29 protein-coding genes are annotated in these 26,453 nt (G+C 72.3%); 14 read left to right on the top strand and 15 right to left on the bottom strand.

Annotated elements, in window-relative coordinates:
• The first annotated feature begins 7 nt into the window (after window positions 1-7).
• The 3 genes from DB32_RS38935 (at window position 8) to DB32_RS38925 (ending at window position 3,369) form a co-directional block, all read left to right on the top strand.
• The gene (locus DB32_RS38935; protein WP_053237724.1) at window positions 8-433 is read left to right on the top strand and encodes a hypothetical protein; all 426 of its coding nucleotides are present in this window, start codon (window positions 8-10) and stop codon (window positions 431-433) included.
• Window positions 434-530: 97 nt separating this feature from the next.
• Window positions 531-2,807: a sensor histidine kinase gene (locus DB32_RS38930; protein WP_053237723.1), complete on the top strand. Its 2,277-nt coding sequence runs from the start codon at window positions 531-533 to the stop codon at window positions 2,805-2,807.
• Window positions 2,808-2,982: 175 nt separating this feature from the next.
• Window positions 2,983-3,369, top strand: a complete 387-nt coding sequence (locus tag DB32_RS38925; RefSeq protein WP_053237722.1) for a response regulator — start codon at window positions 2,983-2,985, stop codon at window positions 3,367-3,369.
• Window position 3,370: 1 nt separating this feature from the next.
• Here DB32_RS38925 and DB32_RS38920 read toward each other — a convergent pair whose 3' ends face one another.
• Together DB32_RS38920 and DB32_RS38915 are read right to left on the bottom strand one after the other, a co-directional pair.
• Window positions 3,371-3,910 (bottom strand): YaeQ family protein, encoded by a 540-nt coding sequence (locus tag DB32_RS38920; RefSeq protein ID WP_053237721.1) that lies wholly within the window; start codon window positions 3,908-3,910, stop codon window positions 3,371-3,373.
• Window positions 3,907-5,265, bottom strand: coding sequence for an MFS transporter (locus DB32_RS38915; protein WP_053237720.1), 1,359 nt, complete (start codon window positions 5,263-5,265; stop codon window positions 3,907-3,909). The genes DB32_RS38920 and DB32_RS38915 overlap by 4 nt, the downstream gene beginning before the upstream one ends.
• Window positions 5,266-5,608: 343 nt before the next feature.
• On the opposite strand from DB32_RS38915, the gene DB32_RS38905 reads away from it, so the two are divergent.
• Both DB32_RS38905 and DB32_RS38900 read left to right on the top strand, forming a co-directional pair.
• A complete protein-coding gene (locus DB32_RS38905) occupies window positions 5,609-6,616 on the top strand; it encodes a beta-ketoacyl-ACP synthase III (RefSeq protein ID WP_053237718.1) in 1,008 nt (335 codons plus the stop codon).
• A 33-nt stretch (window positions 6,617-6,649) separates the two neighbouring features.
• Complete coding sequence (locus DB32_RS38900; protein WP_075097734.1) at window positions 6,650-7,909, top strand: serpin family protein; 1,260 nt, start codon at window positions 6,650-6,652, stop codon at window positions 7,907-7,909.
• A gap of 9 nt (window positions 7,910-7,918) precedes the next feature.
• Here the strand turns inward: DB32_RS38900 and DB32_RS38895 are convergent, their stop codons facing one another.
• The 4 genes from DB32_RS38895 to DB32_RS38880 are packed head-to-tail and all read right to left on the bottom strand — an operon-like array spanning window position 7,919 to window position 10,616.
• Window positions 7,919-8,437 (bottom strand): zf-TFIIB domain-containing protein, encoded by a 519-nt coding sequence (locus tag DB32_RS38895; RefSeq protein WP_169791696.1) that lies wholly within the window; start codon window positions 8,435-8,437, stop codon window positions 7,919-7,921.
• A gap of 32 nt (window positions 8,438-8,469) precedes the next feature.
• Window positions 8,470-8,847: a MotA/TolQ/ExbB proton channel family protein gene (locus tag DB32_RS38890; protein WP_053237715.1), complete on the bottom strand. Its 378-nt coding sequence runs from the start codon at window positions 8,845-8,847 to the stop codon at window positions 8,470-8,472.
• 13 nt (window positions 8,848-8,860) lie between these two features.
• The gene (locus DB32_RS38885; RefSeq protein WP_053237714.1) at window positions 8,861-9,721 is read right to left on the bottom strand and encodes a hypothetical protein; all 861 of its coding nucleotides are present in this window, start codon (window positions 9,719-9,721) and stop codon (window positions 8,861-8,863) included.
• A 19-nt stretch (window positions 9,722-9,740) separates the two neighbouring features.
• The gene (locus tag DB32_RS38880; protein WP_053237713.1) at window positions 9,741-10,616 is read right to left on the bottom strand and encodes an alpha/beta fold hydrolase; all 876 of its coding nucleotides are present in this window, start codon (window positions 10,614-10,616) and stop codon (window positions 9,741-9,743) included.
• 102 nt (window positions 10,617-10,718) lie between these two features.
• Here DB32_RS38880 and DB32_RS38875 point away from each other — a divergent pair, with 102 nt between their 5' ends.
• Window positions 10,719-11,474 carry a helix-turn-helix transcriptional regulator gene (locus DB32_RS38875; RefSeq protein WP_053237712.1) on the top strand — a complete coding sequence of 252 codons (756 nt, stop codon included), beginning with the start codon at window positions 10,719-10,721 and terminating at the stop codon, window positions 11,472-11,474.
• On the opposite strand, the gene DB32_RS38870 is transcribed toward DB32_RS38875, so the two are convergent.
• The 3 genes from DB32_RS38870 to DB32_RS47625 form a co-directional block, all read right to left on the bottom strand.
• A complete protein-coding gene (locus DB32_RS38870; RefSeq protein ID WP_053237711.1) occupies window positions 11,475-12,269 on the bottom strand; it encodes a ferritin-like domain-containing protein in 795 nt (264 codons plus the stop codon).
• 46 nt (window positions 12,270-12,315) lie between these two features.
• A complete protein-coding gene (locus DB32_RS38865; protein ID WP_157070060.1) occupies window positions 12,316-14,457 on the bottom strand; it encodes a TolB family protein in 2,142 nt (713 codons plus the stop codon).
• Window positions 14,458-14,618: 161 nt separating this feature from the next.
• Window positions 14,619-15,530 carry a putative metal-binding motif-containing protein gene (locus DB32_RS47625; protein WP_053237709.1) on the bottom strand — a complete coding sequence of 304 codons (912 nt, stop codon included), beginning with the start codon at window positions 15,528-15,530 and terminating at the stop codon, window positions 14,619-14,621.
• Between the two features lie 157 nt (window positions 15,531-15,687).
• Here DB32_RS47625 and DB32_RS47620 point away from each other — a divergent pair, with 157 nt between their 5' ends.
• Window positions 15,688-16,458, top strand: coding sequence for a DUF542 domain-containing protein (locus tag DB32_RS47620; protein WP_053237708.1), 771 nt, complete (start codon window positions 15,688-15,690; stop codon window positions 16,456-16,458).
• Between the two features lie 51 nt (window positions 16,459-16,509).
• On the opposite strand, the gene DB32_RS49235 is transcribed toward DB32_RS47620, so the two are convergent.
• Window positions 16,510-16,797 carry a hypothetical protein gene (locus DB32_RS49235; protein ID WP_053237707.1) on the bottom strand — a complete coding sequence of 96 codons (288 nt, stop codon included), beginning with the start codon at window positions 16,795-16,797 and terminating at the stop codon, window positions 16,510-16,512.
• Window positions 16,798-16,978: 181 nt separating this feature from the next.
• On the opposite strand from DB32_RS49235, the gene panB reads away from it, so the two are divergent.
• From panB to DB32_RS38830, 4 genes are read left to right on the top strand one after another with little or no spacing between them, the layout of a single operon-like run.
• A complete protein-coding gene (gene panB, locus DB32_RS38845; protein ID WP_053239102.1) occupies window positions 16,979-17,869 on the top strand; it encodes a 3-methyl-2-oxobutanoate hydroxymethyltransferase in 891 nt (296 codons plus the stop codon).
• 14 nt (window positions 17,870-17,883) lie between these two features.
• A complete protein-coding gene (gene panC, locus DB32_RS38840; RefSeq protein ID WP_053237706.1) occupies window positions 17,884-18,747 on the top strand; it encodes a pantoate--beta-alanine ligase in 864 nt (287 codons plus the stop codon).
• Entirely contained in the window at window positions 18,744-19,292 is a 549-nt protein-coding gene (locus DB32_RS38835) for a GNAT family N-acetyltransferase (protein ID WP_053239101.1), read from the top strand. Before panC ends, DB32_RS38835 begins: the two co-directional genes overlap by 4 nt.
• Before the next feature lie 45 nt (window positions 19,293-19,337).
• Window positions 19,338-19,958, top strand: a complete 621-nt coding sequence (locus DB32_RS38830; RefSeq protein WP_205627113.1) for a DUF1003 domain-containing protein — start codon at window positions 19,338-19,340, stop codon at window positions 19,956-19,958.
• A gap of 36 nt (window positions 19,959-19,994) precedes the next feature.
• Here DB32_RS38830 and DB32_RS38825 read toward each other — a convergent pair whose 3' ends face one another.
• A complete protein-coding gene (locus tag DB32_RS38825) occupies window positions 19,995-21,113 on the bottom strand; it encodes a pyridoxal-phosphate-dependent aminotransferase family protein (RefSeq protein WP_083458620.1) in 1,119 nt (372 codons plus the stop codon).
• A 111-nt stretch (window positions 21,114-21,224) separates the two neighbouring features.
• Here DB32_RS38825 and DB32_RS38820 point away from each other — a divergent pair, with 111 nt between their 5' ends.
• The 3 genes from DB32_RS38820 (at window position 21,225) to DB32_RS38810 (ending at window position 22,487) form a co-directional block, all read left to right on the top strand.
• Window positions 21,225-21,656: a hypothetical protein gene (locus DB32_RS38820; protein WP_053237704.1), complete on the top strand. Its 432-nt coding sequence runs from the start codon at window positions 21,225-21,227 to the stop codon at window positions 21,654-21,656.
• Window positions 21,657-21,663: 7 nt separating this feature from the next.
• Complete coding sequence (locus DB32_RS38815) at window positions 21,664-22,008, top strand: TerB family tellurite resistance protein (RefSeq protein ID WP_053237703.1); 345 nt, start codon at window positions 21,664-21,666, stop codon at window positions 22,006-22,008.
• A gap of 65 nt (window positions 22,009-22,073) precedes the next feature.
• On the top strand, window positions 22,074-22,487 hold the full coding sequence (locus DB32_RS38810; RefSeq protein WP_053237702.1) for a hypothetical protein: 414 nt from the start codon (window positions 22,074-22,076) through the stop codon (window positions 22,485-22,487).
• 3 nt (window positions 22,488-22,490) lie between these two features.
• Here DB32_RS38810 and DB32_RS50115 read toward each other — a convergent pair whose 3' ends face one another.
• The 4 genes from DB32_RS50115 to DB32_RS38800 form a co-directional block, all read right to left on the bottom strand.
• Window positions 22,491-22,622, bottom strand: coding sequence for a hypothetical protein (locus tag DB32_RS50115; RefSeq protein WP_275935516.1), 132 nt, complete (start codon window positions 22,620-22,622; stop codon window positions 22,491-22,493).
• The gene (locus DB32_RS50110; RefSeq protein WP_275935515.1) at window positions 22,619-22,744 is read right to left on the bottom strand and encodes a hypothetical protein; all 126 of its coding nucleotides are present in this window, start codon (window positions 22,742-22,744) and stop codon (window positions 22,619-22,621) included. Before DB32_RS50110 ends, DB32_RS50115 begins: the two co-directional genes overlap by 4 nt.
• Window positions 22,745-22,759: 15 nt before the next feature.
• On the bottom strand, window positions 22,760-25,609 hold the full coding sequence (locus tag DB32_RS38805) for a glycoside hydrolase family 31 protein (RefSeq protein ID WP_053237701.1): 2,850 nt from the start codon (window positions 25,607-25,609) through the stop codon (window positions 22,760-22,762).
• 85 nt (window positions 25,610-25,694) lie between these two features.
• Window positions 25,695-26,372, bottom strand: coding sequence for a hypothetical protein (locus tag DB32_RS38800; protein WP_157070056.1), 678 nt, complete (start codon window positions 26,370-26,372; stop codon window positions 25,695-25,697).
• Window positions 26,373-26,453: the final 81 nt, after the last annotated feature.

The raw sequence follows: 26,453 nt of genomic DNA, 5'->3' as shown, positions 1-26,453 counted from the left end.
GCTCGACATGGGAATCGTGAATGGTCTGTGGCTCGTGGTGCTCGGTGTGCTCGGTGCGGCGAGCTTGATCATCGCGCGTCGGCCCGACGCGAAGGACGCGATCGCGAAGCTCGCGCCCTACCAGGGCTGGATCGGCGCCATCTCGGCGCTGTGGGGTGTGTGGGGCGTCATCAGCAGCGTGCTGAACATCGGCTGGATGACGACGTTCCCGATCTACTGGTTCACGTTCCTCGCGGACTCGCTGCTCTCGGTCGCGCTCGGTCTGCTGCTCGGCGTCGGCGTGCTGAAGACGTTCATCAAGGACGCGACCGCGCAGGCGAAGATGGACCAGACGATCGCGAAGCTCGCGCCCTTCCAGGGCACGATGGGCCTGGTCGCGATCGGCGTCGGCGTGTGGATGATCCTCGCGTCGATCCTCTTCGCCGCGGGCTGATCCTCCTCTCGCGCGAGCACCGCGCCTCGGACGATCCGGGGCGCGGCGCCCCTCGCGCTCGCGCGCGCTCTGGTACGGCGCTCGCGACGATCGGCGCGTGCCCAATGCGTCGCTCGTGCTCCGAAGCGCCGACGTCGCCGCGTTGCTCGAGCGCTCGCGCGACGGGCTGATCGAGGAGTGGACGCGACGCGTGCGCACCGGGCACGCGGTGACCGGTCCGGCGCGTGATCTGCCGCAGCCGTACCTCGTCGATCACATGCCGCGGCTGGTGGCAGACCTCGTCGCGGCGCTCGAAGCACGCGCGGTCACGCAGGCGCCCGCCGGGGACATCGGCCGCACCGTGTGGCACGGCGCGCACGCCGAGGCCCACGCCGCCGAGCGCTTCCGCGAGGGCTATGCGCTCGACGAGGTCCTGCGCGAGCTCTCGGTGTTCCGCGCGACGGTCGTCGAGCTGCTCCATCGCCAGGATCGCACGCCCGAGCTCGATGCGTTCGAGCTCGTGCACACCGCGATCGACGAGGCGATGGCGGTCGCGGCGCGCTCGTACGAAGAGGAAGCGCGCTCGACGCTCGCGCAGAGCGAGGCGGCGTACCGCCGCATCGTGACGAGCGTCGCGGACCACGCGATCATCCTGCTCGACGTCGACGGGCACGTGCGCACCTGGAACGTCGGCGCCGAGCGCATCACCGGCTACCGCGCGGACGAGATCCTCGGTCAGCGCTTCGACGTGCTCTATCCGCCCGAGCAGCGCCCGGAGCGACCTCGTCGGATGCTCGACACGGCCACGCGCGACGGGTTGGCGAAGGACGCGGGCTGGCGGATGCGCAAGGGCGGGACGCGCTTCTTCGCCGAGGTGACGCTCACCGCGATCCACGACGCGAAGGGCGTGCTCTGCGGGTTCTCGAAGGTCACGCGCGACGTGACCGAGCGCTGGCGGAGCGAGCAGGAGCTCCGCAAGAGCCGCGAGCTGCTGAAGGGGCTGATCGATCACTCGCCCGCGCTCGTCGCGGTGAAGGATCTCGAAGGGCGCTACCTGCTCACCAACCGGCGCTTCGCCGAGCTGCTCGCGCCGAGCGGTGCGTCGATCGTGGGGCGCGACGATCGCGAGATCGTCGGCGGCGAGCTCGGCGACCGACTCTACGCGCACGACGTCGAGGTGCGGCAGCTCGACCATGCGATCGATCGCGAGGAGGTCGCGCCCGACGGCTCGACGTTCCTGGTCTCGCGCTTTCCGGTGCGCGACGCGGAGCAGCGCACGTTCGCGACCGCGGCGATCGCGACCGACATCACGGAGCGCAAGCGAACCGAGCGGGTGATCGCGGCGCGCGAGCAGCGCTTCCGTGATCTCTTCGCGCTCGCGCCCATCGGCATCGCCGAGCTCGATCCCGCGACCGGCGAGATCACGCGATCGAACCCGCGGCTCTGCGCGATCACCGGCTACGGCGAGGACGAGCTCCGCGGGCGCGTGCTCGACGACCTCGCGGACGCCTCGGTGCGCAGCGCGTGCGGCGCCGCGTTCCACGCCGTGCTGCACGGGCCGCGCACGAGCACCGAGCACGAGACGCGCTTCGTGCGCAAGGACGGCACCACGGTGTGCGTGCGCGCGGTGCTCGCCGCGTTCCACGCCGAGGGCGAGGAGCGCGCGATCGCGATCGCGCTCGTGGAGGACATCGAGTCGCGCAAGGCGCTCGAGCGCGAGCGCGAGCAGGCGGCGGAGCAGCGCGAGCGCTTCGTCGGCATCGTGAGCCACGATCTGCGCAACCCGCTCGGCGCGATCCTCTCGGCGGTGTACCTGCTGGAGCGAAAGGGCGCGGTCGGCGGGACCGACACCGCGCTGCTCGCGCGGATCCACCGGAGCGCGGACTCGATGCGCGCCCTCATCCACGACCTGCTCGACTACGAGCGCGCGCGTGCGGGCGTCGCGGTGCCGATCACGACGCAGCCGGTCGAGCTCTGCGCGCTGATCGACGAGGTCGTCGCCGAGACCCGGCAGGCGCATCCGCGCTCCCCGATCGAGGTGGAGCAGTGCGCCGCGTTGCGCGGGCAATGGGATCCGGCGCGCGTGCAGCAGGCGCTCACGAACCTGCTCGTGAACGCGATCCACCACGGCGAGCCGGAGCGGCCGGTGCGCGTCGCGGCGGTGCGGCGCGACGGGCACGCGGAGCTCTCGGTGTGGAACGCGGGCGCGCCGATTCCGGGCGGGATCCGCGACACGCTGTTCGAGCCGTTCAAGCGCGCGCAGCGAGGCGGCGCGGGCGTCGGGCTCGGGCTGTTCATCGTGCGCGAGATCGCGATCGCGCACGGCGGGACCGTCGAGTTCGAGTCGAGCACCGAGCAGGGCACCACGTTCCGGCTCGTGCTGCCTCTCGCGTGAAATGTCCCGGCCTTGTCACGGGAGGTCGCGCGCCGATGTGAGCGGCGCACGAGGGAGGTCCGTGATGAGCGGTAGCTCACGAGCACGGAGTGGCAGAGCGAGCGACATCGACGAGCTGGTCCCCACGGAGCGCGCGGCGGCAGCGCGCGCGCGCCGGGCGCGACGCTCGAGCGGGATGCGGATCTCCGAGCCCCGCTCGGTCGTGGTCGTCGAGGACGACGCGGATCTGCGCGCGATCTATCGCGAGATGCTGGAGCGCGACGGCTGGGAAGTGCGGGTCTTCGAGAACCCCGACGACGCGCTACGGGCGATCGTCGCGCGGCTGCCACACGTGGTGCTCACCGACGTGAACCTCAACGGGCAGAGCGGCCGTGAGCTCGCGCGCACGCTGCGCAGCGACGAGCGCACCGCCGGCCTCGCGATCGTCGCGGCGAGCGGGAGCGTGATCCCGACGACGCCGCTCCTGCGGATGTTCGACACGTTCCTGCGCAAGCCCGTCGACGTGACCACGCTCGGCGCGGTGCTGCGCGAGGTGGTCGATCGCCGGTTCGCGATGGACTGAGCTACGCGATCGAGACGCGCTCGACGCCGCCCTCGAGCAGCTTCCCGCCGATCGTGAGGTAGAGCGCGCCGCCGCTGACCGAGAGCGACCAGCGGTTCACGCGGTCGAGCGTCGTCGCGATCGCGTCGAGGTACGCGCCGTCGAGCGCCACGAGCGCGAGCTCGTCCGCGCGATGGACGCCGCGCTCCGCGATCTCGCGCGCGAGCTGCGGCACGTTCTTCCACGCGTACACGACGACGCGCGCGCCGGTCTTGCTCGCCTTGTGGAGCCGATCCGCGGAGGGCGAGCCCACCTCGATCCACGCGCGCAGATCGCCGCGCAGGTCGCGCTGCCACAGCGCGGGCTCGTCGCTCTCCGCGAGACCGCGCGTGAAGTCCACGCCCTCGTCGTGCTCGAGGCAGCGCGCGATCACGCGCGCGACGAGGTAACGATCGGTCTCCGAGGGATGCTGCGCGACGCGGAGATCGAGCGTCTCGTACACGCCGCGATCGGAGTCCGCGAGCTCGATCTCGAACCTTCGCATCGTCGCCGTGAGCGTCATCGCGCCTCGTCCTTCGTCATCATCCACCTGCGCCCGATCACGAGCAGGATCGGCGAGACCATCGCGACGGCGCCGTGGATCGTCCACATCGTGCCCGGCGAGCCCGGGCTGCCCTCCGGCAGGAACGCGTCGAGCATCGAGCCCGCGTAGAAGCCGGTCACCGTCTTCGCGAGGAACCACGGCAGGCCCGCGAGGCCCATGTACACGCCGAGCCGTCCCGGCGGCGCGAGATCCGCGACGTGCTCGAGGAAGCGCGACGACCAGATCGCCTCGCCGAGCGTGAAGATCACGACGTAGAGGATCAGGAGCGCGAGCGACGGCGGCGCGGAGAGCAGGAACGTCGCGCTCGCCGAGACGAGCGTGCCGAGGATCATCACGTCGATCACGTGCATGCGCCGCGTGACCATCGTGAGCAGCGGCACCGCGAACACGATCACGATCGGGTTGAGGCCCTGGATCCACTCGACGCGCGCGCCGACCTCGGCGGGGAACGCGCGCGTGACGTAGTCGGGGATCGTGAGCCACTGGTGCGCGAAGAGCGTGCGCACCGGGAGCAGCGCGAAGATGAAGAAGAGGAAGCGCGCGTCGAGGATCGGCAGGCGCTTCATGCGATCGACGAGCGAGCCCGTCTCGGCGGGCGCGGCGGGCTCGGCGATGCGATCGCGCGCCTCGACCTTCTTCGTGAAGAAGACGACGTTCACCAGCAGCACGAGCGCGGTGACCGCGGTGAAGAACCAGAACGAGCCGGTGATGCCCGCGGTCGGCACGTCCTCGACCGACACGCCCTCGACGTGATGCGCGAACTGCTCGCGCACGAAGGGCGAGACCATCTCCCCGAGGAAGATCCCGAGGTTCATGATCGAGTAGAGGAACGCGTAGCCCATCGAGGCCGTGCGCTCGTCCGTGTACTGCTTCACGCCGGCATAGAGCGCCGGCTGCACCGCGCCCTCGGCGAAGCCCATCACGAGGATCGCGATCCACGCCGCGGTGAGCGCCGCGCCGGTGCCTGCGCCGAGCGAGGGCGAGAGCGTGAGCAGCACGCGTCCGACGAGCACGATCGCGATCGAGACGGTGAGCGCGCGGCGCGCGCCGAGCCGATCCGAGAGCGCGCCCGCGCCGAGCACCATGAAGAGCGTGACGAGCCCGGTGAACGTGCTCGTCGCGATCGTCGCGCCGCGCGCGTCCATGCCGACGTCGTGCTGGAAGAAGAGCGTCAGCAGCGAGAGGAACCCGAAGTACGCGATTCCATCGCCGAAATTGACCCAGTTCACGAGCCAGAAGCCGCGGGACGCGCGCGCGAGCCGCGACAGGACCTCGCGCAGCGGGACGCGCTCCTCCTGCTCCTTGGTCGTCATCGCGCGCGAGGATGCACGCGCGCGGTGGCGGCGTCACGCGCGCGAGATCGCCGCGCGCCGCTGCTGGGCGACCCGGTGTCGAGATCGCGCGTCACGGTGAAGCTCGACGTTCGACTTCCAGCGCACACGCGTGCCGCGCGCCCCTCGTGGCGCGATCGAGCGCGCGTTTTTCATCGCTGTGCGCGCGACGCACGCGCTCGTCGTTGTCGCGAACAATAGTTGCGCCGAGAAAACAGGGCGAAACCTGACCGGTTCGTCAGGAGGCGTGCGTGACCGATTCGTGACCGTCGACGCTGCTTTCGGGTGGACAGCGCGCCCAGGGACCGAGTAGGCCGGGGACCGCATGGGGCACGCGACGACTGTAACGGCGGGATCTCGGATCTCGGGAACGGGTCACTACGTGCCCTCGCACGTGATGACGAACCGCGATCTCGAGTCGCGCGTCGACACCACGGATCAGTGGATCGTCGAGCGCACCGGGATCCGCGAGCGGCGCATCGCCGCGGAGGGCGAGGCCACCAGCGACATGGCGGCCGAGGCCGCGCGCCGTGCGCTCGCGTCGGCGGAGCTCGACGCGCGCGACATCGACATGATCATCGTCGCGACGGTCACGCCCGACATGCCGCTGCCGTCGACCGCGGTGTTCGTGCAAGCGAAGATCGGCGCGCGCAACGACTGCGCGGCGTTCGACATCGCCGCGGCGTGCGCGGGCTTCTGCTACGCGCTCTCGATCGCCGACAAGTTCGTGCGTGCGGGCGCGGCGAAGCACGTGATGGTCGTCGGCGTCGAGCTGCTCTCGCGCGTGGTCGACTGGAGCGATCGCAGCACGTGCGTGCTCTTCGGCGACGGCGCGGGCGCGGTCGTGGTGAGCGAGTCGCGCGGCGACGGGCGCGGGATCCTCAGCACCGCGATCCACGCGGACGGAAGCTACGCGTCGGCGCTGCGCATCCCGGGCGGCGGGAGCGCCGAGCCCGCGAGCGCGCGCACGCTCGAGCTCAAGCGACACTTCGTCGAGATGAACGGCCGCGAGATCTTCAAGGTCGCGGTGAAGAACCTCTCGTCGGCGAGCGCGGCCGCGCTCACGGCGGCGGGGGTCGCGGCGGACGATCTCGACTGGGTCGTGCCGCACCAGGCGAACCTGCGGATCCTCGAGGGCGTCGCCGAGCGCACCGGGGTGCCGCTCACGCGCTTCTACCTGAACCTCGCGCGGTACGGGAACACGTCGAGCGCGTCGATCCCGATCGCGCTCGACGAAGCGGTGCGCGAGGGCGCGATCAAGGCGGGGCAGAGCGTGCTCTTCTGCGCGCTCGGCGGCGGCGTCGCGTGGGGCAGCGCCGTGATCCGCTGGTGAACCGGATCGCGCGGTCGTACGTCTAGCGACCGCATGACGAAGCGCATCGTCCTTGCCCTCCTGCTCGCACTCGCCGGGTGCGGGGGGCCCTCGCAGACCTCCTCGAGCACCTCGACCACGCCGGCCACCCAGGTGACCCCCGCCGATCCCGCGGACGCGCGCGCGTTCGCGACCGCGACCAGCGCGTTCGGGCTCGACGTGTGGCGCGCGCTGCGGGCGCGCGGCGAGACCGGGAACCTCGCGATCTCTCCCGCGAGCCTCTCGACCGCGCTCGCGATGACGTACGGCGGCGCGCGTGGCGAGACCGCGACCGCGATGCAGCGGACGCTGCACCTCGCGACCGATCCCGACGCGACGATGCCCGCGGCCGGCGCGCTGGTGCGCGCGTGGAACGCGCCGCGCGAGACCTACACGCTCGCGGTCGCGAACCGGCTGTTCGCCGAGGACTCCTACGCGTTCCGCGATGCGTACCTCGCGGCGACGCGCGATCACTTCGGCGCGGAGGCCGAGCGCCTCGACTTCGTGAGCGCGGCCGAGGCCTCGCGCGCGCACATCAACGAGTGGGTGTCGTCGCAGACGCGCGAGCGGATCCGCGAGCTGCTCCCGTCGGGGTCGATCGACCCGCTCACCCGGCTCGTCCTCGTCAACGCCGTGTACTTCCACGGGCGCTGGCAGCACGAGTTCGATCGCGCGCGGACCGAGGACCTGCCGTTCTTCGCGAACGGCGGCGAGGCGAGCGTCGCAGTGCCCACGATGCACGCGCGCGGCGGACGCTACGGCGAGGACGAGGGCGTGCAGATCCTCGAGCTGCCGTACACCGGCGACGAGCTCGCGATGATGATCGTGCTCCCGCGCGAGCGCGACGGGCTCGCGGCGGTCGAGGAGACGCTCGACGCGACGCGCGTCGAGCAGTGGGCGGGGCGCGTCACCGAGCGCCACGACGTCGACGTGCGGCTCCCGCGCTTCCGCATCGAGACGGGATCGCTCGCGCTGCGCACCGAGCTCGAGGGGCTCGGGATGGCGATCGCGTTCTCGGATCGCGCGGACCTCTCGGGGATGAGCGCGGACGGGGCGCAGGCGCTCGCGATCTCCGACGTCTATCACCGCGTGTTCGTCGAGGTGAACGAGGAGGGCACCGAGGCCGCGGCGGCGACCGGCGTGGTCGTCGCGGTGCGGAGCATGCCGGCGAATCCGCCGCCGAGCTTCCACGCGGATCACCCGTTCTTGTTCTTCCTGCGCGACACGCGCAGCGGCGCGATCCTGTTCGCCGGTCGGGTCGTCGATCCGCGCTGACGCAGCGGGTCAGCGCAGGTGCTCGTCGAGGTAGGCGAGCGCCATCGCGCGATCGGGGTGCGACTCGAGCGCGCGGACGAGATCGACGAGACGATCGTGGAGCGCATCACCGAGGCGCGCGCGCAGGTCCTCTGCGAGGCGCGCCTCGTTGCGCGCGGTGAGCGCGGCGCGACGCGCGGCCGGATCCCAGAGCGCGTCGAGCTTGGTGCGAAGCTCGCTCGACGCGATGCGCGACCACTCGCCGGGATCGAACCACACGCCGCGGCACGCGCTGCAGCGCTCGAGGTAGAACGCCGCGCCCTCGTCGTCGTCGATGCGCGCGCGCAGCAGGATCCCGTGGCCGTCGGGGCACAGCCCGGTGCGCCCGTCGTTCGGCGCGCGAGTCGCCGGATCGACGGTGCCGCCCAGCGACTCCGGCAGCGACGAGAGCGCGCCCTCGCGCACCCAGAGCCCGCCACAGCGGGCGCATCCGAATGCGTCGTGATGGGTGGCGACGAGGGCGAGAGAGCACTTCGGACAGCGAAGCATCGCGCGCATCGTACACGCGCGCTCCGCGAGAATCAGCCCTCGCGCGGACCGCGCGCAGCGCGCACCTTCGCGGTGCCGATCGCGAAGAGCACCGCGGACGCGATCGCGAGGACGACGGCGACGAGCACCGCGATCGCGGTCACGTTCATCGCGTCCGCGATGCCACGCGCGAGCACGGTCGCGCGCCTCGCGGCGTCGGCCGACGCGACCGAATCGAACGCGCCGACGAGCATCGCTGCCGTCCCGCAGATCCCCGCGAATTGCAGCATGATCGCGACGATTGGCAGGTACGATGCGACGCGCCACCCGCCGCCGAGCTGCTTCCCGACCCAGCGCCCCCACACGACGAGCGCGACGAGCGCGAGGGTCTCCGCGCCGAAGATCACCGTCGAGACGAGCTCTTCGATCATGCGCGCCAGGCTATCAGGGTGGATCCCAGCCGTCGCGCGCGTCCCAGCCCATGCAGTAGCGCGCGTTGATCTCGCCGAGCGTGCGCACCGCGATCGCACCGCTCGACGCGCGCCACAGGTACGCGTCGACGCCGAACGGGCCGTGATAGCCCGCTTCGATCAGCGCGCGCCCGACGCGCTCCGTGGTGTCGATCAGCGGGTTCTCGATCGCGCTCGGGAGATCGCGCGCGAGCTCGCTGCCCAGCCATGCGCGGTCCTGCACGTGTTGTTCGCGGATCGAGCGCACGTGCACGCCGCACGTCGCCCACGCGTGCACCGAGAGCTCTCGGATGATCTCGACGCGCGGCTCGACGTAGAGCGCACCGCGGCGCAACGACGCGACGATCCACGCGCGATCCGCGTCCGAGATCGCGCCCGGACGAAGCGGGCGCTGGCCACGCCCCGCGACGCCGAACGCGCGCTTGAGCAGCCACGCGCCGCTCGGGCCGGGACGCGCGACGTGCGCTTCGATCGCGCCGAGCTCGGTCGCGCGCAGACATCCGGGCAGCTCGTCGCCCGCGAGCGTCGCCGCGAAGCCGCGCTCGTTCACCGTGCGCAGCGTCTCGAACGAGGGCGCATCGTCGATCGGCGCACCCACGCTCGCGAGCACCTCGAGCGCGCGCGGCGTGGGGCACCACGCGCGCGGCACGAACGACGCGACGTCGACCGACACGTCCTCGTCCGGCGCGATCACCACGTCGCCGTGCTCGAGCGAGCGCGCGAGGGCCGTCCCGATCGCGCGCACCCGCGCGCGCAGCTCGCGCGACGGCGTGTAGCGACGGCCGAGCTCGAGCTCGTGCTCGGCGTCGAGGTTCAGCACCCACGCGCGGGCCACGCACGGAGATAGCAGAGGATCAGCGGCTCGCGACCGACGCGATCACCGACGCGAGCGCCTGCGGCGCCTCCTCGGCGACGAAGTGCCCGACGTCGAGCGTGTGCGTCCGCGCGTGCGCGAAGCTCTGCTGCCAGCGCTCGAGCTCGCGCGTCGTGAACGCGGGATCGCGCGTGCCCCAGACGATCTCGAGCGGCACGTTCGCGAGCGCGCTCCGCTTCGCCCACAGCGACGCGTAGTACGGGCTCGACCCCGCGAGCTCGACGCCGAGCTTCCAAGGCGCCGCGCGCTCCGCCCACGAGCCGAAGGGCGCGAGGTAGTGGCGGTGCGCGTCGCGCGTCAGCTTGCTGCGATCGCCCATCGACGCAGGCACGAGCCATCGCGGCGACGCGTTGAGCCGACGATAGAGCCAGCGCCCGAGCGGCGACGCGACGAAGCGCGAGAGGCGCGCGACCTTGGGATCCTCGTGCGCCCACATCCACGTGTTCGTCACGACGACGGCGCGCACCGGCGAGCCCTCTTCGAGCGCGAGCGGCAGCCCGATCGGGCCTCCGAAGTCGTGCACGACGAGCACGACGTCGCGTAGCTCGAGCGCGCTCACCAGCGCGCGCAGGCGTCGCGCGTGATCGGCGGGCGCGAGGATCTCGGGCGCGTCGGGCTTGTCGGAGAGCCCGAAGCCGAGGTGATCGGGCGCGATCACGCGATGGCGCGGCGCGAGCGCGCGCACGACCTCGCGCCACTCGAAGGACCACGAGGGCGTCCCGTGCACGAGCAGCACGGTCGGGCCCTCGCCCTCGTCGAGGTAGCGCATCCGACCCTCGGAGGTCTCGAACGTGCGCGGGGTCCACGGGTAGCTCGCGCGGTCGAGCCAGGGCGGCAGATCGCTCGCCTGCGCCACGGCAGAGGAGCTTCGACGTGCGAGGGAAGCAGAGCTCGAGGTCGTCGTCATGAGCACGACTGTGGGCGGCCCCGTACGCAGCCTCCGTGGTACGTTCGTACCATGCGCGTGGACGACCTCGCACGATGCATCGCGCTCCTCGCCGCGAGCGCGCCCGATCTGCGCACGTATCGCGACGGCGTGCTCGACGCGCTCGCGGCGCGCGGTCTGTTCGACGCGGCGATGATGCACGCGGGCTCGCCGCGGGTGCCGCTCGAGACCGCGGCGGTGCGTGGCCTCGACCCCGCGCGGCTCGCGGCGAGCACCGTTCGCTGGGACGCGTGGGCGGTCGAGCTCGGCCGGCTGCGCGACGTCGCGCTGGCGCGCGGCGGGGTCGCGAGCGATCGCGAGGCGCTGCCCACGCGCGGTGCCGCGCGCGTCGCGTTCGACGCCGCGATGCGTGCCGCGCTCGGTCGCCGTCCTCGCGCGACGGCGCTCGTGCACCTCGTGGTCCGAGGGCGGATCGTCGCGCTGCTCGTGCTCGTGCGGTGGCGTGATCGCCCCTACGACGAGGCCGAGCTCTCGCTGCTGCGCGCGCTCGCGCCGATGCTCGCGGCGGGCGACGCGCTGCACGCACGGCTCGACGGCGCACCCCGCGCGGCGGTGATGGCGCGCCTCGTGTGCAGCGACGGCCGGCTCACGCCGCGCCAGCGCCAGATCGTGGAGCACGTCGCGCTCGGGCACACCAACGCGGCGATCGCGAGCGCGCTCGAGCTCTCTCCGAACACGGTGCGCAACCTGCTCGCGTCGGTGATGAAGCGTCTCGGCGCCGCGAACCGCGCCGACGTGGTGCGGCTCGCGGTGCTGCGCCCCGACTGATCACGGCGTCCAGCGATCGAGCGCGTCCACGAACGCGTCGTCCATGCCCGCCCGCGCGCGCCGCGCGCGATCGAGCGGCCGCCCGCGCATCACGATCGGCGTGATCGGCGCGGGCAGTCGGGCGCGCCACGCGTCGAGCTCGAGCGCGCCGCCGCTCCATCGCTCGAGCCACTGCACCGCGAAGCGCACGTGCGGCACTTCCTCGTCGCCCACGACCTCCTGGAGGCGCGCGCCTTCCTCGTCGCCGGCCGCGCGGAACGCGTCCGCGAAGCGCCGCGTGTGATCGAGGTTCGCGCCCTCGAACCCGACGCCGAGCATCGCGACGAACGCCTCCGCGCTCTCCGCCGCGGGCACGCGCTCCCAGAACCAGTCGCGCACCGGGAAGCTCCCGAACCGGAAGCCCAGCGCGCGCAGGTGCGCGTCGTACATCGCGAGGTGCCGCACCTCGTCGAGCGCGATGCGCAACAAGCCGCGCCGGAACGCCGGGTCGCGCTCCACGAAGAGCAGGAGCGCGCGGCACATCAGCTCCGCGGCCTGGAGCTCGTGGTGCGCGAACACGTGCAGCAGCTCGGCGCGCTTGCGCGGATCGCGGAGCGCCTCGGGGCGCGGCGTCTTCGCGCGCTTGTCCGCGCGCACGAGCTCGGCAGGACGCCCCGGCGCGTCGATCCGCAGCGCGCACGGTGCCTCGTCCCACACGCGCGGCACCGGAGGGGGCGCGAGCTTGTGCGCGAGGTCGGTCGAGCGGACGTACTCCCACGCCCATCGCTCGACCGTTCCCTCGCGCGGCGCGTCCACGCGCCTCTTGTGTCGCGTGTCGCGCCTCGCCTCAAGGGGACCCGCCTCAAGGAGACGGCGCGGGCATCTGATCGCGCGGATCGCCGATCGGGCTCACGAACACCTGGGGCGTGGTCGCCGCGAGGTTGCCCCAGCCGGTCCCGTTCGCTTGATACACGGTGTAACAAGCCTCGCTCTCGTCGTCGCACGCCATCCCGTGTCGCGCGCCCGCGTGCACCGTGCCCGAGAGCGCGGTGAACGTCGCGCTCGGCGTCAGCTGGACGCGGCTGATCACGAAGCAGCGCGCGAGCGCGTCCGGCGTGGTGGGCCCGCCCATGTCGCACGTGACGAGCTGGGTGCCCGGGAACGAGCGCGCCGGATTCGTGACATCGGTGAACGAATTCCAGAACGACACGAACCGCCCGCTCTGCGAGAGCGCGGGCCACGGCGTCGCGAAGCCGGTGCCGCTCGGCGTCGATCCGTCGGGGCGCACCGTCACCCGCTCGAGCGTTCCCGCGTCCGCGGCGCCCGATCCGCGGCGGTACACGTGACGCCCGGTGCTCGCGCCGAGGAGCCCGGTGGCCGTCGACGAGAACGCGACGAACGCACCGTCGCCCGACACCGCCGCGTGATCGAATTCGCCGCCGGTCACGGCGCCGCCGGTCGTGCTCACGCTCGCGCGGTAGACGTCGACGGTCGTGCCGCCCTGCCGGTACACGTAGACGTCGGGCTCGCCGTTGGTGTCGCTCGTCGTCAGCGCGACGTCGGATCGGAAGACGATCACCGAGCCGTCGTCGCTCACGTCCGCGTCCTCGCCCGCCGGCGTGAGCGCGGTGCACGCGGGGAACCCGGCGGGGGCGTTCGGCGCGGTGCCGCGCGTCGCGCTCACGTGGCTGACCGCGCCCGTCGCGACGGTGTAGCGGTAGATGCGGTTGCACGCGCTGCGCGTGCCGCCGACGAGATCGGTGGCGAGGCTCTGGAACACGACCGTCGAGCCGTCACCGCTGATGCGCGGCGTCGTCGAGCTCGCGTTCGGGTAGGCGCCGTTCGTCGCGACGCTCGCGAGCGTCGTCGTGCCCGCAGTGATGTCGCGCACGAGGACGTAGCTGCGCTGGTTGCTGTGCCCCGCGCGCGCGACGAGCCGGCAGCGCTGCGCCTCGAACGCGACGCGCGTGCCGTCGTCGGAGATGCTGGGGCTCAGCGCGCGGCAGTTGCTCGAGGCCTCGGCGCCCACGTTCACCACGACGTTCGCGCCCGTGAGCATGTCGTGGCGGACCACGTTGCTGCGCTCGGCGGGCGTGCCCGCGCCGCCGATCGTGGTGGAGCTCGTCGCGAAGACGACGTAGCGGCCGTCCGCGGACACGTCGACCTGCGAGGTCGCGATGGACGGCCCGCTCGCGACGACCGGATAGTCCGACGCGGGCTGATCGGGCGCGGCGACGTTCGCGCGCTGGGTGGGGCGCACGACCTGGCCGCGCACCATCACGAGGAAGCGGAACGTGAACGCCTCGCCGGGCGGCGTGGTGCCCTCGAACGCCCACCAGCTCAGCCCGGCGAGCCCGGGCGGAGGCGGCGAGCTGCGCCCGAGCTCTCCGAAGCGCCAGAGCCCGTTGGGGATCGCGGGCGCGAGCCCGAAGTCGGGCTCGGCGTTCCACGGCTGCTCCGGGATGCTCACCGACGTCGTGGCGCCGCTCGGGGCGAGCTCGACGAGCTCGGCGTACACGCGCTCGAGCTGATCGGGCCGCAGGTTGCGCAGCCGGACCTGACGGCAGACGCCGGTGCCGCTCGCGGGGACGGGCCCGCAATTCGGCGCATCGGCCGCGGTCCACAGCGGGACGCCGGCGGCCGGGGCCCCGTTGGTGATCGCGCGGGCGGCCCCGGCGACGTTCGAGAACGCGACGAAGTCGCCGGCGGGGCAGTTGTCGCTGGTGCACCGGACCGACGGGATGTCGACCAGCGCCTCTTCGCGCAGGCCGACCTCGCCGGCGCGCACCGCGTCGAAGGTCGCAGGATCGAGACGCCGGAACGAGAGCGCGTCACCGCGCGACTCGACGACGAGGACCTCGAGCACCGGCAGGTCGGACAGCGCTGCGGGCGCGTGATCGTCGCTCGTCGCGACGTCCTCTCCCGACGCCGCGCACCCCGCGAGCATCCACAGCGCGCAGGCTGCGGAGCTCCAGCCTGCCGTCCTCGGTTCGCGTCGCTTCATCACACCCTCCGTCGCCGAAGCGGCTCACGGATGCGCCGCAGCGCCTCCGTGGATCCGGGCGCGGAGTGGGGCAGGAGGCGTCGGCCGAGCGCGTCATGGAATCGGACGTGGTACTCGCAAGAACGACGCCGCGTGAGCTGGAGCGCGGCGTCACGTGGGGCTCAGCGGCAGGCCTGGACGCGCGTCTCGGTGACCGGCGCGCAGGCGCCGCTGCAGCTGGCCACGAACGTCCCGGGCTCACCGCACGACGGCACCTCGCCGGACCATCCGACGCTCGTGCGGCACGAGCCGCCCGCGCGCGTGCACTCGCCGGCCGCGGCGCTCTCGGGCTCCTCCTCGCCGTCGCAGTCGAAGTCGAAGTCGGCCTCGGCGAGCGTCCCTTCGACGGGCGTCGTGAAGTACGCCTCCTGCCCGACGAACACGCGCGCGTCGTCGTCGGCGCAGTCCGCGGTGCGCCGCGTCGGCATCCGATCCGTCCAGCCGGCATCGGCGCCGGTGCAGCCGCTGCCGTCGACCGCGGGCTCTTCGCAGCTCGTCGCCGACGACGCGCGCAGCGACGCGTGGGAGTCGCCGTCGCAGTCCGCGAACCACGTGCGGACGCCGGGGTCGATCGCGCCGTCGCAGTCGTCGTCGACCTCGTTGCAGAGCTCGTCCGCGCCGGGATGGATCGTCGGGTCGTCGGGCGCGCAGTCGCTGCAGTCGTCGGCGCCGTCGTCGTCGCGGTCGCCTGCGGGCGTCTCGCATCCGGTGGCGGGATCACACGCCTCGGGCGAGCACGTATCGTCCACGATGCAACTCAGCGGCGTCCCCGCCACACACGCGCCCGCCGCGCAGCGCTCGGTCCCGTCGCAGAGATCGTCGTTCGCGCAGTCGGCGTCGGTGGTGCACTCGGGCGCCGGTCCGGCGTCGTCGGGCGGCACGCCTGCGTCGTCGTCGGGCGGCGCGCCCGCGTCGTCGTCGGGCAGCGGGGCGGCGTCGGCGCCGCCATCGCGACCGTCGTCGCCTTCGCGGCTCTCGCCGCCGCACGCCACGACACCGAGCGCCACGAACAGGACGATCACTGCGCGGTCCATGCGCCGTTCCATAGACACTCTGGCGCAAGTTTCTCGTCTGATACGATGCGCGCGCGCTCCTCGGCCCGTGTACCCTCGGGCCCCGGTGCGCCGCGACGCAGCTGCGGACCCGCCCCGTCGTAGAACGACGCACCGTGATCACCCGAGGAAGCCCCCGATGAAGCCCGACGAGGTCGCCCGCACGACGATCGTGCGCGACATCCTCCTCGACATCGCCGGCGCGGAGACCGCGCTCGAGCGGCACCACGTCGACTACTGCTGCGGCGGCGCGCTCGCGCTCGAGGAGGCCTGTTGCCGCGCGGGCGCCGACGTCCACGCGGTGATCGCGACGCTGATCGACGAGGCGAGCAAGCCCGGCGCGCAGGCGCCGCGTGACCGCGAGATGCTCTCGGTCCCGCTCGTCGACCTCGTGAAGAAGATCGTCGACGACCACCACGCGCGCGAGCGCGCCGACGCGACCTCGCTCGTCGCGCTCGCGCGCGACGCCGTCGCGGTGGACGGCGCATCGGACGCGCGGCTCGCGAAGATCGTCGCGCTGCTCGAGACGCACTTCGGCGAGCTGCTCCCGCACCTCGCGTTCGAGGAGCGCCACGTCTTCCCGTACGTCGTCGCGCTCGAGCGCGCGGGGCTCGACGGGACGCCTCCGCCGGCCGCGCTCTTCGCGACGATCACCGAGCCGATCGCCGAGATGATCCACGAGCACGAGACCGCGGATCACCAGCTCCACGATCTGCGGGCGCTCGCGCACGACTACGTCGCGCCGCCGACCGCGAGCGACGCGACCCGCGCGCTCTACGCCGCGCTCGCGGAGCACGAGCGCGAGCTCGTGCGGCACATGCACCTCGAGGGCAACGTGCTCTTCCCGCGCGCCGAGCGCCTCGAGCAGAAGGTCCGCGCCGCGTTCCGCTCGCCCCGGCGGCGCGCCTGAGACGACGGCGGCGAGCTCGCAGAACCGCGGAGCGAGCTCGCCGCGACCGCGTCACATCCCGCCGCCGCCGCCGCCGCCGCCGCCGCTGCCGCTGGTCCCGGTGGTGCCGCTCGCGCCACCGCCGGTGCCAGTGCCGGTGTCGGCGCCGGGATCGCTGCCCATGCCTTCTTCTTCGCTGCCCATTCCTCCCGACGTGTCGCCGGTCTGACCGCCGGTCGTCGTCGTGTCGCCGCCGGTCGTCGTCTCGGTGGTCGTGCTCTCCTCCGCGCTGCTGCCTCCGCCGCCACACGCCGCGAGCCAGAGCGCCGTCGCCAGGAGAGCCCAAGTCGTCCGCCTCATTCCCTCACCTCCTCAGTGTTCGGGCCCGTGCCTAGGCACGTCGTCTCCCCTCACAATGGCCGCGGATGCGTACACTCCGGCTGACGTCGCGACGGGGCGCGTGCTAGATCGCGCGCTCGGAGAGCCGGAGAGGCGCGGACCGAGAATCGGCTCGGCCGCGACCACGAACGCGAACCGCAACATGACGACCGATCGTGCTTCCGCGCGCGCGCCGGCGCGCGTGACCGTGCCCGAGCTCCGTCGGATGAAGACGCGCGGCGAGCGCATCGCGGTGATCACCGCGTACGACGCCACCTTCGCGCGCATGCTCGACGAGGGCGGCGCCGACGTGCTGCTCGTCGGCGACTCGCTCGGGATGGTCGTGCAGGGCCTCGACACGACGCTGCCGGTGACCGTCGACGAGATGATCTACCACTGCCGCGCGGTCGCGCGCGGGACCAAGCGCGCGCTGATCGTCGGCGACATGCCGTTCATGAGCTACCAGGTCTCGATCGAAGAGGCGCTGCGCAACGCGGGTCGCTTCCTCGCCGAGGGCGGCGCGCACGCGGTGAAGCTCGAGGGCGGCGAGCCGATGGCCGCGACGATCGCGCGCGTGGTGAGCGTCGGGATCCCGGTGATGGCGCACGTCGGGCTCACGCCGCAGAGCGTGCACGCGATGGGCGGCTTCAAGGTGCAGGGCCGCGGCGAGGACGACGCGGAGCGCGTGCTGCGCGATGCGCGCGCGGTCGCCGACGCGGGCGCGTTCGCGGTGGTGCTCGAGGGCATTCCGACCGAGCTCGCGCAGCGCATCACCGCGGCGATCGACGTGCCGACGATCGGCATCGGCGCGGGCGTGCACTGCGACGGTCAGGTGCTCGTGAGCTACGACCTGCTCGGCCTCACGCCCGACCTCAAGCCGAAGTTCGTGAAGCGCTACGCCGAGCTCTTCGCGGACGGTCGCGCAGCGACCGAGCGCTACGTGGAAGAGGTGCGCAGCGGCGCGTTCCCCGCGCCCGAGCACTCGTTCGGCGCCGCGCCTGCCAAGAAGAGCGACGCGCCGGAGAAGCCGGCGTACGGTCCGAGCGACGCCTGAAGGAGCGAGCGAGGATGACGAAGGTCGTGCACGAGAAGAGCGAGCTGCGCGCCGCGTGCGACGCGGTGCGCGCGTCGGGCGGTCGCCTCGGGCTCGTCCCCACGATGGGCGCGCTGCACGACGGGCACCTCGCGCTCGTCGCGGAGGCGCGTCGTCGCGGCGCGACGCACGTCGCGCTCACGATCTTCGTCAACCCGCTGCAGTTCGGTCCGAACGAGGACTTCGATCGGTATCCGCGCACCCTCGAGGCCGACGTCGCGCGCTGTCGCGATGCCGGCGTCGACCTCGTGTTCGCGCCGCCGCGCGACGGCATGTACCCGCCGGGCTTCCAGTCCGAGGTGCAGGTCACGAAGCTCACGACGCGGCTCGAGGGCGCGTTCCGCCCCGGGCACTTCACGGGCGTGACCACCGTCGTCGCGAAGCTGTTCATGCTCGCCGGTCCCTGCGTCGCGTGCTTCGGGCGCAAGGACTACCAGCAGTGGAAGGTCATCGAGCGCATGGCGCGTGATCTCGACATGCCGATCGACGTCGTCGGCATGCCCACGGTGCGCGAGAGCGACGGCCTCGCGATGAGCTCGCGCAATCGATATCTCTCGACCGAGGAGCGCGAGCGCGCGCTCGGCATCGCGCGCGGACTGCGCGCCGCGCACGCGGCGTACGGCGCGGGTGAGCGCGACGCGGCGACGATCGCCGAGATGGTGCGCAGCGAGATCGCACCGCGCTTCGACTCGATCGACTACGTCGACGTCGCGGACGCGGACACGCTCGAGCCGTTCCCGAGCGCGATCGAAGGGCGCGCGGTGATCACCGTCGCCGCGAAGATCGGCAAGACGCGCCTGATCGACAACACGGTGCTCGGCGAGGACGCGTGCCCGTGAGCGACGATCTCTTCCGTGGCGCGCTGGTGAGGCTCGCCGCGCCGCGTCCCGAGGACGCCGCGATCATCGCGTCGTGGAGCGAGAGCTCGCGCTACCCGAGGCTCGTCGACACCGATCTCGCGGTGCCACGCACACCCGGCGAGCTCGGACGCGCGACGGTGCGCGCCGGGGACTCGCTCGAATTCCGGCTGCGCACGCTCGAAGGCGACACGCTCGTCGGGTTCGTCGCGCTCTTCGGCATCGAGTGGAACAACCGCTGCGCGACCGTCGCGATCGGCATCGGCGATCCCGCTCACCGTCGCAAGGGGTACGCGCGCGACGGGATGCAGCTGCTGCTGCGCTACGCGTTCACCGAGGCGAACCTCGAGCGCGTGGGGCTCGACGTGATCGCGTACAACGAGCCCGCGATCGCGCTCTATCGCAGCCTCGGGTTCCAGCAGGAAGGCGTGCGACGTCGCGCGGTGCTGCGCGCCGGGCGCGCCTACGATCGGATCGACTTCGGTCTGCTCCGCGAGGAGTGGGCGCGACCGCTACGAAATCCGTAGCGCTACGGATTCCGTAGCGGTCGGGCGCCCGTCGCGTCCTGCCTCATGGTGCGCCTCCGGGCACGTCACGTGCTGGGCGATCCCGGCGAGATGTCGAACGGTCCCGCGAGCCACGACCGCCTCGACGACGCGGTCGCCGCGAACCTGAGCGCGCTGCTCGAGCACCGCCGCAAGGTGGAGCGCGCTCGCACGATCCACGAGCGCATCGCGGATCGGATCGCGCGCTTCGCGGGCACGATGTACTTCGCCTACGCGCACGCGGTCCTGTTCGGCGTGTGGCTCGTGTGGAACTCGATCCCGGGCGTGCCCCACTGGGATCCGTACCCGTTCGTGATGCTCGCGATGTTCGCGTCGGTCGAGGCGATCTTCCTCTCGACCTTCGTGCTCGTGAGCCAGAACCGGATGGCGCAGCTCGCCGATCAGCGCGCCGACCTCGACCTGCAGATCAACCTGCTCTCGGAGCGCGAGATCACGCGCGTGCTCGCGCTCGCCTGTCGCATCGCGGTCCGCCTCGGCGTGCGAGACCAACCGGCCGACGTGTCGGACCTGCAGCGCGACGTCGACCCGCGCGAGCTGCTCGAGACGATCGACGAGGCGAGCGCGGAGGACGAGGAGCAGCGTCCTCACCGCCAGCGATCGCGCCGCGGTCCCGCGCCCAGGCCGTAGCGCTACGGATTCCGTAGCGCTACGGATTCCGTAGCGTCAGCTCGAGTACGCGCGATCCGCCGCGGCGAGCGCCTCGCCCGCCGACGCGTTCGGCAGCAGCGAGCCCAGCGCGCCGAGCAGCGTCGTCACGTGGCGGCGCGTGCACGACGCGCCCATCAGCCCGACGCGCCACGCCTTGCCCTTGAACGGGCCGAGCCCGCCGCCGATCTCGATGCCGTGCTGCTCGAGCAGCGCCTTGCGCGTCGCCGCGTCGTCGACGCCCGCGGGCACGTGCACCGCGTTGAGCATCGGCAGCGAGCGCTCGGGCACGTAGCGCAGGCCGAGCGCCTCGAGGCCCGCGCGCAGCGCGCGGTGGTGCGTGGCGTGGCGCGCCCAGCGCTGCTCGAGCCCTTCCTCGTGCACCATGCGCAGCGCCTCGCGCATGGCGTACGTCATGTTCACCGGCGCAGTGTGGTGGTACGCGCGCTCGCCGCCCCAGTACGACTTGATCATCGAGACGTCGAGGTACCAGCTCTGCACCTTGCTCGTGCGCTTCTCGATGCGCTCGATCGCGCGCGGCGAGAACGTCACCGGCGACAGGCCCGGCGGGCACGACAAGCACTTCTGCGAGCCCGAGTAACACGCATCGACGTGCCAGGCGTCGATCTCGAGCGGCGCGCCGCCGAGCGACGTGACCGCGTCGACGAGGAAGAGCGCGTCGTGCTCGCGCACCGTCTTGCCGATCTCCTCGAGCGGCTGGTGCGCGCCCGTCGACGTCTCCGCGTGCACGATGCCGACGACCTTCACGTTCGGGTTCGCCGAGAGCGCGGCGCGGATCGCGTCGGGCTCGATCGTCGTGCCCCACGGCGCTTCCACGCGATGCACCGTCGCGCCCGCGCGCGCCGCGACGTCGCACATGCGCTCGCCGAACACGCCGTTCACGCCGACGATCATCTCGTCGCCCGGCTCGATCAGGTTCACGACCGCGGCCTCCATGCCCGCCATGCCGGTCGCGCTGATCGGGAACGTGAGCTCGTTGTCGGTGCGGAACGTGCGCTTCAGGAGCTCGCGCGTCTCGTTCATCACGCGCAGATAGTACGGGTCGAGGTGCCCGACGGTCGGCGACGCGAGCGCGCGCAGCACGCGCGGCGGGACGTCGCTCGGGCCCGGGCCCATCAGGAGTCGCGTCGGAGGATCCAGCTCGTCGAAGATGGTGCTCGTCACGGCGGCCAGCTTCGCACGAAGGGCTCTCGTGCGCAGTGCTCCACGCGTGTCACCCTCCGACCCGTGACGGACACCCTCTACTGGTCCCAGGCCTACACCGATCAGTACGTCGAAGCGCTGCGCCGCGACGCGGACTTCCAGAAGGCGGCGCGCAAATTCGAGGGCGCGATGACGTTCCGCTGCCTCGACACGCCGGAAGGCGAGGACGTCGCGGCGACGTACGTGATCGACAAGGGCGCGGTCAGCGTCACGCGGCGCGCGGAGAAGGCGCCCTCGAGCTCGCTGCGCGCCGCGCCGATCGAGAAGACCGTGTTCGCGCGGACGACCGCGCCGTACGCGCTGTGGTGCAAGCTCGATCGCGGCGAGATGAACGTGCTGCAGGCGGTCGCGTCGCCCGACTACCAGGTCGAGGGCTCGAAGCTGAAGATCATGGCGAACATCGGTCTGCTCAACGCGATGAGCGCCGTCGCGTCGCGGCTGCCGAAGCGGTATTGATCGCGGCATGGAGCTCCGCGATCTCACGAACGACGAGACGGTCTGCCTGATGGGCCTCCTGCGCGAGGTGATCCAGGCCGACGACGACTACAGCCCCGCCGAGCGCGCGAAGATGCGCGAGCTGCGCGACGCGCTCGGCGACGAGCGCTTCGATGCCGCGATCGACGAGGCGAAGCGTCGCTACGCGGGATCGCGCGCGGCGCTCAAGGAGCACGCGAAGACGATCACGCGCCCCGAGGCGCGCCGCGCGATGTACGCGCTGCTGGAGCGGGTCGCGGCGAGCGACGGCGTGACCGCGAGCGAGAAGAAGCCGCTCGACTGGGTCGCGTCGTGGTGGGACCTCAAGACCTGAGCGTCTGACCAGCACCCCTTCGAGGTCCTCGTCTGGCGCTTATAGCCTCTCATTGGAGGCACGTGATGCGTCACGAGACCATCGAAGAGATCAAACATCGCGCGCACCATCCGACGCGCGCCACTCGCGTGTCGGAGCGTTTTTGCTGGCACTGCGATCGCCAGGTCTTGGCCGAGCGCGCGGGCCCTGGTTGGCGGCTCGGCGTGCCCGCGCTCGTGATCGCGGCGTTCGCGTCGGTGACGATGGCGGTGCTCGCGGGGCCGTTCATGTTCCTCGCGCTCGTGCCGCTTCTGCTCTTCGTCGCGGCGCTCGGTCCCTACATCGCGAAGATGCGCGCCGGCGAGAGCTGTCCGCGCTGCGGGCGCGAGGTGCCGTACACGACGCGCGACGAGGCGTACTCGGCGCACGGCGGGAGCAAGCTGCACGACGGCGCGCACGTGCCCGAGCCCGTGCGGGGCAGGCCGGTCGAGACGTTGTGACGATCAGCGCGGCCAGCCGCGCCCGATCGGAGTCCAGCTCCGCGCGCGGCGCGCCGCTCGCGCGCTCTCGTCCTCGCCGTCGATCATCGCGTGCGCCGACGTCTCCGCGCTCGGCGCGTCGGGCACGAGGTTCATGCTCGTGGCGCGCAGAACGAGCACCCGCAGGTGCGCAGCGTGATCGCGTCGTGCGGCACCTCGGTGCGCAGCACGTACCCGATCGCGCCGCAGTGACAGGCGCCTTCGCACGTCGTGGTCATGCGCGCTCGTCTGCGTCACTCGCAGACGTCGCGCCACTCGAAGACGCGATCACGACGGACGCCGGCGCGCCCGAGGCCGTAGCGATTCGTCGCCTCGACGCAGCCCGGCCACTTCTCGACCGTGTCCCACGTGCCGCGCGTGTACTTGTACTCGAACCACTCGCCGCGACCGACGCGCAGCGTTCCGCGCGCCAGACCAGGATGGACCACTTCGAGCGGCGCGTGAGTCCATCCGTTCGCGCTGCTCGCGACGTGGACGACGCTGCCGACCGGCGTGCTCTCGGGCACCTCGACCTCGAGCACGACGTCGAGCGGCGGGCTCGGCTCGATGATCGTCACGTCGTAGTCGAGCTCGATCGTCGCGCCCGCCGCGCCGGGATCGGCCATCCGCACGATCAGCGTGCGCTCGTTCTCGTCGTGCACGAAGGCCTGCTCGACACCGCCGACGCGCACGCCGCGCACCACGCCGTCGACGCGCCACACGCGCAGCTCGATCGTGCGCGCGCCGGGATCGAAGTCGCCCTCGCGCGCGCCGATCACGAGGCGCGCGCCCGCTTCGTGGCGGCCCAGCGTCAGCGTGGTGCGTGACGTCGCGCCGTATCCATCCCCTGCGTCCTCGACCAGCGTGAACGTGCTCTCGCGCGCCGACGGATAGACGTCGAGGAACAGCGTCCCACCGAGCTCGCGCGTGCTCGCGACGTCGCCCGAGACGCGCGGCAGGATCGCGCCTTCGCGCACGAAGGTCGGGAGCGCAGCGAGCGTCGCGCCCACTTCGATCGTGCGCGGTCCTTCGACGATCGCGCCCGAGTCGACCTCGTACCAGCGCCCGCTCGGAAGGCGCACCTCGCGCGTCGTCGCGCCCTCGCGCGTGATCGGCGCGACGAGCAAGAACGGTCCGAGCATCGCCTGATCGCCGACGTCGCGCAGCGCGCGATCCTCGAAGTGCTCGTACATCATCGGTCGCAGCACCGGCGCGCCCGTTCGTTCGTGCTCGTCGAACAGCGACACGAGGTACGGCGTCAGCGCGTAGCGCGCGCGGATGCGAGCGCGCGAGATGTCGAGCACCTCGCTCCCGAAGCTCCACGGCTCGGCGTCCGGCGGACCGTTCGTCTGGTGCGCGCGGAAGAACGGCGAGATCGAGCCCAGCGCCATCCACCGCGCGAAGAGCTCGGGCGTCGCGTGGCCCGAGTACCCACCGACGTCGCTCCCGACGAACGGCACGCCCGACATGCTCGTGCCGAGCAGCATCGGGAGCACCTGCTCGAGCGACCACCACGTGCTCGGCGCATCGCCGGTCCACACCGCGGCCTCGCGCTGGATCCCGGCGAACCCGGCGCGACAGAGGATGAACGGGCGGCGATCGGGATGCGCCTCGCGCAAGCCTTCGCGCGTCGCGCGCGCCTGCAGCAGCGCGTACACGTTGTGGCCCTCGGCCATCGTGGTCGCGATGCCGTCGCCGTGGATCGGCAGATCGTTCGGCACGGTGTTCTCGCCGCCGCTCTCCGGGAACGTCGTGGGCTCGTTCACGTCGAGCCAGATGCCGTCGATGCCGCGCCGCGCGAGCCGCGTGATCTCCTCGCTCCACAGCGCGCGCGCCGCGGGCATCGTGAAGTCGAGGAAGAGCGAGTCGCTCGCCCAGGTGCTCGCGACGTGCGGCGTGCCGTCGGGATTGCGCAGGTAGAGCCCGCCCGCGACGACGCGGTCGTGCACGCTCCAGCCGGGATCGACCTTCAACCCGGGATCGGCGATCACGATCAGCGAGAAGCCGCGCGCGTCGAGGCGCGACGCGAGCCCTTCGGGATCGCCGAAGCGCAGCGGATCGAAGGTGAACGTGCGGAACGCGTCCATGTGCTGGATGTCGAGCCACAGCGCGTCGGCGGGCACGTCGTTCGCGCGGAAGTCGCTCGCGAGCCGGTCCATGCGCGCGACGTCGTGATAGCCCCAGCGCGACTGGTGGAAGCCGAGCGACCAGCGCGGCGGGCGCGGCGTGCGACCGGTGAGCGACGAATATCGGCGCAGCACGTCGCGCGGATGCGGGCCCGCGATCAGCCACTGATCGAGCTCGGGGCCGGCGCTACGAATTCCGTAGCGGTCGGGATCGCTCGCCGCGAGGTCGTACTCCTGGCGGTACGCGACGTCGGTGAACAGGCCGTAGGCGACGGCCTCGGACGCGGCAGCGCCGCGCACCGCGACGAAGAACGGGATCGCGAGGTAGAGCGGATCGGCGTCGGGGGCGAAGCCTCCGTGCGCGGGATCGTAGGCGTCGGTCGTCCACACGATCGCGCGGCGTCCACGTCGATCGAACGGACCGGTGCGCTCGCCGAGCCCGGTGAAGAGCTCGTCGCGCGGCGAGATGCGCACGACCTCGCGCGCGCTCGGCGCGACGTCGGGCGCGTCCTCGAGCAGCACCGTGCCCGCGCGATCGCGCACCACGACGCGCATGCCCTCGCGCTCGATCGTCGCGACGAACGTGTCGCTGCAGATCGTCGCGAACGCTCCGTCGTCGGTCGCGTCGATCGTGATCGCGGCGGGCGCCATCTCGTTCGCAGGCGTGACCAGCGCGAACGATCGCTCGATCGGCGCGGTGCTCGCGGGGACGTAGCGCACGCGCAGCAGGCCGTCGTCGAACGCCCAGAGGTGCACGTCGCGGATCGCGCCGCGCGCGATCACGTGGTGCGCGCGATCGGTGGTCTCGATCCACGAGGGCACGCGGCCGCTCATCGCGCAGGGACCGTCGACCGGCGCCGCGTCGACGCCGCCATCGACGCGCGCGGGGCCGACGTCCACGCCCGCGTCGTGGCTCGACGATGGCTGCTCGCTCGCGCACCCCGCGAGCACCAGGAGCGCTCCCACGATCCACCGCATGCGGCGGTTCTACCAAGCGCACGCATCCAAGTCACTCCAGCCAGAGTCACGCGACGAACGGCAATGAAACAGGCGCGTTCGTGCTTCAGAGCTCGATCGGATCGCACGAGCCGCTCATCCGCACGCGCTGCGCGAGCGACTCGTAGCGCAGCGTCGCGGCGATCGGGTCGGGCTCGTCGCAGCGCATCACCTGCTGCGGGCTCGCGACGCGCGCGAGCCAGTCGTGCGTCGCCTGATCGACGATCGCGCGCAGCCCGTTCGAGTCGCGGTAGCGCGTGCCCACCGCGGGCACCGCGCCGCCGAACAGGGCGTCGATCATCGCGAGCGCGACCGCGGCGTCGTTCGCCGCGCGCTCGCAGTAGCGCGCCTCGCCACCCGCGCACAGACACGCGATGCGCGCTTCCTCGCGCACGTCGCCCTGCTCGCAGAACATCACCCACGGCGCTTCGCTCGGCGGCACCGTGCTCGAGAGGCGCACCTGGCGGCACGGTCGGTCCGGGCAGCGATCGCAGTCACCGGCAGGACGCGTGAGCGGGCACGAGAACGATCCCGACGGCGTGCGGTGCAGCTGGCTCGCGGCGATCGGCGCGGGCGTGCTCGGAAGTGACGCCGCGCCCGGGAACGCGATCATCGGTGTCTCGACCGACTCGATGATCTCTCGCGTCTCGATCGACGCGTCGGCGCTCGTGTCGACGTACATGGGATCGGCGCACGCGACGAGCACGCCGGCACCGACGATCGCGAGCACGCGAGAAGCCCCCATCGATGCACCTCCGGACGCAGCGCTCCGACGGCCGGCGCCGCGCGTGCGAGGCGTCGATCGGGAGTCCGTGCGCTCGCACGT

The sequence above is a fragment of the Sandaracinus amylolyticus genome, from assembly GCF_000737325.1.
Lineage (GTDB): Bacteria > Myxococcota_A > Polyangia > Polyangiales > Sandaracinaceae > Sandaracinus > Sandaracinus amylolyticus.
The sequence above is the reverse complement of the archived record's forward strand: the minus strand, read 5'-3'. Positions and strand labels throughout refer to the sequence as shown.

Coding starts and splice junctions, on each gene's coding strand:
- DB32_RS38825 (WP_083458620.1), bottom strand. CDS start 21,113: ATGGGCCCGGGCCCGAGCGACGTCCCGCCGCGCGTGCTGCGCGCGCTC.
- DB32_RS38900 (WP_075097734.1), top strand. CDS start 6,650: ATGACGAAGCGCATCGTCCTTGCCCTCCTGCTCGCACTCGCCGGGTGC.
- panB (WP_053239102.1), top strand. CDS start 16,979: ATGACGACCGATCGTGCTTCCGCGCGCGCGCCGGCGCGCGTGACCGTG.
- DB32_RS38890 (WP_053237715.1), bottom strand. CDS start 8,847: ATGATCGAAGAGCTCGTCTCGACGGTGATCTTCGGCGCGGAGACCCTC.
- DB32_RS38895 (WP_169791696.1), bottom strand. CDS start 8,437: ATGCTTCGCTGTCCGAAGTGCTCTCTCGCCCTCGTCGCCACCCATCAC.
- DB32_RS38810 (WP_053237702.1), top strand. CDS start 22,074: ATGCGTCACGAGACCATCGAAGAGATCAAACATCGCGCGCACCATCCG.
- DB32_RS47620 (WP_053237708.1), top strand. CDS start 15,688: ATGAAGCCCGACGAGGTCGCCCGCACGACGATCGTGCGCGACATCCTC.
- DB32_RS38925 (WP_053237722.1), top strand. CDS start 2,983: ATGCGGATCTCCGAGCCCCGCTCGGTCGTGGTCGTCGAGGACGACGCG.
- DB32_RS38865 (WP_157070060.1), bottom strand. CDS start 14,457: ATGAAGCGACGCGAACCGAGGACGGCAGGCTGGAGCTCCGCAGCCTGC.
- DB32_RS38875 (WP_053237712.1), top strand. CDS start 10,719: ATGCGCGTGGACGACCTCGCACGATGCATCGCGCTCCTCGCCGCGAGC.
- DB32_RS38920 (WP_053237721.1), bottom strand. CDS start 3,910: ATGACGCTCACGGCGACGATGCGAAGGTTCGAGATCGAGCTCGCGGAC.
- DB32_RS38800 (WP_157070056.1), bottom strand. CDS start 26,372: ATGGGGGCTTCTCGCGTGCTCGCGATCGTCGGTGCCGGCGTGCTCGTC.
- DB32_RS49235 (WP_053237707.1), bottom strand. CDS start 16,797: ATGAGGCGGACGACTTGGGCTCTCCTGGCGACGGCGCTCTGGCTCGCG.
- DB32_RS38905 (WP_053237718.1), top strand. CDS start 5,609: ATGGGGCACGCGACGACTGTAACGGCGGGATCTCGGATCTCGGGAACG.
- DB32_RS38815 (WP_053237703.1), top strand. CDS start 21,664: ATGGAGCTCCGCGATCTCACGAACGACGAGACGGTCTGCCTGATGGGC.
- DB32_RS50110 (WP_275935515.1), bottom strand. CDS start 22,744: ATGACCACGACGTGCGAAGGCGCCTGTCACTGCGGCGCGATCGGGTAC.
- DB32_RS50115 (WP_275935516.1), bottom strand. CDS start 22,622: ATGAACCTCGTGCCCGACGCGCCGAGCGCGGAGACGTCGGCGCACGCG.
- DB32_RS38805 (WP_053237701.1), bottom strand. CDS start 25,609: ATGCGGTGGATCGTGGGAGCGCTCCTGGTGCTCGCGGGGTGCGCGAGC.
- DB32_RS38830 (WP_205627113.1), top strand. CDS start 19,338: ATGGTGCGCCTCCGGGCACGTCACGTGCTGGGCGATCCCGGCGAGATG.
- DB32_RS38915 (WP_053237720.1), bottom strand. CDS start 5,265: ATGACGACCAAGGAGCAGGAGGAGCGCGTCCCGCTGCGCGAGGTCCTG.
- panC (WP_053237706.1), top strand. CDS start 17,884: ATGACGAAGGTCGTGCACGAGAAGAGCGAGCTGCGCGCCGCGTGCGAC.
- DB32_RS47625 (WP_053237709.1), bottom strand. CDS start 15,530: ATGGACCGCGCAGTGATCGTCCTGTTCGTGGCGCTCGGTGTCGTGGCG.
- DB32_RS38935 (WP_053237724.1), top strand. CDS start 8: ATGGGAATCGTGAATGGTCTGTGGCTCGTGGTGCTCGGTGTGCTCGGT.